The sequence below is a fragment of the Streptomyces sp. WG7 genome (genome assembly GCF_049975785.1).
GTDB lineage: Bacteria > Actinomycetota > Actinomycetes > Streptomycetales > Streptomycetaceae > Streptomyces.
This window is the reverse complement of sequence record NZ_JBNGGE010000111.1, coordinates 1-4,149: the sequence shown is the minus strand read 5'-3', so window position 1 is coordinate 4,149 and position 4,149 is coordinate 1. Positions and strand designations below refer to the sequence as shown.

The window sequence follows — 4,149 nt, the reverse complement described above, 5'->3', positions numbered from 1 at the left end:
CCCGTCTCCGGCCAGGCCCGCGTCTCGGTCAGCAACTCCACCGCACCCTGCGACCAGTCCACCTTCGACGACGGCGCATCCACATGCAACGTCCGCGGCAGCACCCCATGCCGCATCGCCAACACCATCTTGATCACACCGGCCACACCGGCGGCGGCCTGCGTGTGACCAAGGTTCGACTTCAACGAACCCAGCCACAACGGCTGTTCCCCCGGCCGGTCCTGCCCATACGTGGCCAACAGCGCCTGCGCCTCGATCGGATCTCCCAGCACCGTGCCCGTGCCGTGCGCCTCGACGGCATCCACCTCGGCACCGGAGAGACCAGCACCCGCCAGGGCCTGACGGATCACCCGCTGCTGCGCCGGACCATTCGGCGCCGTCAGACCATTCGACGCACCGTCCTGATTCACCGCACTCGACCGCACGACCGCCAGCACCCGACGCCCCGCACGCCGCGCATCCGACAACCGCTGCACCACCAGCACACCAGCGCCCTCGGACCACCCCGTGCCATCAGCCGCATCAGCGAACGCCTTGCACCGCCCATCCACCGCCAACCCACCCTGCTGGGAGAACCCGACGAAGGTCTCCGGAGTAGCGATAACCGTCACACCGCCGGCGAGAGCCATCGAACACTCACCGGACCGCAACGACTGCACGGCCCAATGCAACGCCACCAACGACGAGGAACACGCCGTGTCCACCGTCACCGCAGGGCCCTGCAACCCCAGCACATACGCCACCCGCCCCGATATGACGCTCTGCGAGCCGCCGGTGATCAGATGCCCGGCCAGGTCGCCGTTGGCCCGGGTTGCCAGCTCGGTGTATCCCGAGGGGAAGGCCCCGACAAAGACGCCGACCTGGCTGCCCGACAGGGATGTCGGGTCTATGCCGGCGTTTTCCAGCGCCTCCCACGACGTTTCCAGCAGCAGCCGCTGCTGCGGATCAGTCGCCACCGCCTCACGCGGAGAGATCCCGAAGAACTCGGCGTCGAAATCGCCGACTCCCTGGAGGAAGCCGCCCCGGGCGGTGGCCGAGGCCCCGGTACCCACGAGTTCATCGAGGTCCCAGCCGCGATCGGTCGGGAACCCCGCGACGGCATCCCCGCCCTCGGCAAGCAACCCCCAGAAGTCGTCGGGGCCGGACACGTCCCCAGGGAAACGGCACGACATGCCGACGATCACGATCGGGTCGTCGTCCACCGGCACCACCGGCTGCGGACCCACGATGCCGACAGACGGCAGCGGGTCACCCAGGAGACCGGCCAGATGGTCGGCCAGCGCCGCGATGGTGGGGTAGTCGAAGACCAGCGTCGCGGGCAGGCTCAACCCGGTCGCCGACGCCACCCCGTTGCGCAGCTCGACGGCGGTCAGCGAATCGAACCCCAGCTGTTTGAATGCCTGGTCGGTCTCGATGTGATCGGGCGACCGGTGTCCCAGGACCGCGGCGACGTGACCACGGAGGAGCCCGTGCAGGAACCGCGGGCGTTCCTCGGCCGGCATGGCGGCCAACTGCTGTGCGATGCCCCGCTGCTCCTGCCGGTCGTCCGCGGCGACGCGACGTACCACGCCACCGACGAGGGACCGCAGCATGGGCGGGACGTCTCCCTGGGCGCGGAGGGCCACGGTGTCCAGGCGAGTCAGCCCGAGAACCGGATCGTCGCTGCGAAGCGCTTGGTCGAAGAGGTCCAGCCCCTGTTCCACCGTCAGCAGCGGCATGCCTGCCCGCGCCATGCGCCGCAGGTCGACGTCCCGGAGGGTGCCGGTCAGCCCGACCTCGGGAGTCCACGCGCCCCAGGCCATCGACACGCCCGGCAGTCCGGCTTGTCGGCGCCACTGCACCAGTGTGTCGGCGAAGACGTTGCCCGCCGCGTAGTTGGCCTGCCCGGGGCCGCCCAGCAGCCCGGCCAGAGAGGAGAACACGACGAAGAACGACAGGTCCAGGTCGCGCGTCAGCTCATGCAGATGCCAGGTCGCGTCCACCTTCGGTGCCAGTACCCGGTGTACCCGCTCGCCGGTCAGTGAGCCGATGACGCCGTCATCGAGCACACCCGCGGTGTGGACGACACCCGAGACCGGGTGCTCCGCGGGCACGGCCGCCAGCATCGCGGCCAGGGCGGCCCGGTCCGACACATCACAGGCCACCACTGTGACTCGCGCGCCGAGACCGGTCAGCTCCTGGACCAGTTCACCCGCGCCCTCGGCCCGGTCGCCCCGTCGGCTCGTCAGGAGCAAGTGTCGTACGCCGTAGGAGCGGACCAGGTGCCGTGCCACCAGGCTCCCGAGTCCGCCCATGGCACCGGTGATCACCACCGTGCCTTCCAGCGGGGCTACGTCGACGGTGGTCGGTGTGCGGCGGACCAGGCGTGGTACGCGCACCGTGGCGCCGCGGACCGCCACTTGGGACTCGGCGGTCCCTGCCACACCGGCCAGCACCGCGAGATCGAGACCGGCGTCCGGCTCCAGGTCGACCAGCGTGATCCGGTCCGGGTTCTCGGACTGCGCGGAGCGCACCAAACCCCACACCGCTGCACCCGGCAGGTCGACCACCGGATCATCCGAAGCCGTGGTCACAGCTCCCCGAGTGACCACGACCAACTGCGTCCCGTCGAACCGCCGCTCCGCGAGCCAGCCCTGCAACTGTTCGAGCGCCCGTACGGTGACCTGGTGCACCGAAGCCGACTCGGGCTCGGTGGAATGCGGAATGGACAGCACCAGATGGCGAGGTGCCGACGCTCCGCTGTCGATCGCCGCGATCGACGAGTCCAGGTCCGCGTACTCCTCGCCCGGTCCCACGACGACCCAGCCGTCTGCCCGGGCGGCCGTCGGCACGTTCAGGTCGGTCCACTCCGGCGCCAGTACGGCCGTGTCCTGAGGGACCGAGAGGAACAGGTCCTCCGGCGGGGTACTGAGCGTCACCGAGTCGATCGACAGCACCGGAGCACCGGTGCCGTCGGTGACCGCGACGCTGAACTCATCCGCGACGATACGGGTCAGACACGCCCGCACCCGGGTCGCACCGGAGGCCCGCAGCACCACATCGGTGAACCGGAACGGCAGCCGGTCGGAGTCCATCGCCACCGCGTGCAGCACGGCGTCCAGCAAGGCCGGATGTATGCCGAACGCTCCGGCCGGACCCACCTGGTCCTCGGGCAGGGCGGCCTCGGCCCACACCCGCTCTCCTTGGGCCCAAACACGCGTCAGCCCCTGGAACACCGTCCCGTGGACGATGTCGGTGCCGGAGCCGTAGAGGCCATCGATATCGACCTCGTCAGCACCGGCGGGTGGCCACGACGACCCCCCGCCGTCCGACTCCTCGTCGGAGGTGGTGCCGTTGCTCAGCAGACCGGTGGCGTGCCGGGTCCATTCTTCGCTGCCGTCCGGGCGGGCATGGATGGTCACGGCCCATCCCTGATCCTGCTCGGTGAGCACAACCTGGATCTGGCAGCCGCCCTGGGCCGGGAGGACCAGCGGTACCTCCACGACCAGTTCGCCGACCCGGTCACAGCCCACGGCGTCACCGGCGCGCACCGCCAGCTCGACAAACCCTGTCTGCGGGAAGACGGAGTGGCCACGCACCACGTGATCCGCAAGCCATGGATGCGACCGAAGCGACACCTTTCCGGTGAACAAGACCCCACCAGACTCGGGCAGTTCGACCATCGCGCCCAGCAGCGGATGCTCAGCCGAGGCCAAACCCGCCCCCGCCATGTCACCAACCATCGCCGGGGCATCGGGCCAGTACCGCTCGTGCTGGAACGCATAGGTCGGCAACTCCACCCGCCCGACACCTGTCCCCGCGAACACCCACTCCCAGGAAACGGGGACACCCTGGACGAACAGCTGTGCCAGCGAGGCCATCACCCTCCGGGCGCCGCCTTCACCGCGTCGCAAGGTGCCCACGACGACGCCGTCCTGCCCGGTGTCAGCAAGAGTTTCGGACACTGGGGAAGTGAGCACCGGGTGCGGGCTGACCTCTACGAAGACGTCCCGACCATCCGCGATCAAGGCACGGGTCGCGTCCTCGAACCGCACGGTCTCACGCAGGTTCCGCACCCAATACCCGGCATCCGCCGCGCCGGTATCCAACACCTGCCCCGTCACCGACGAATACACCGGCACCGACGACGACACCGGCGCGATCCCGGCC

General features: G+C 69.8%; 1 protein-coding gene. It reads right to left on the bottom strand.

Annotated features, from left to right (window positions below; genetic code table 11):
* Positions 1–4,149, bottom strand: a 4,149-nt coding sequence (locus ACP4J0_RS38205; RefSeq protein WP_426604008.1) for an SDR family NAD(P)-dependent oxidoreductase, incomplete at both ends; no start/stop codon positions are given.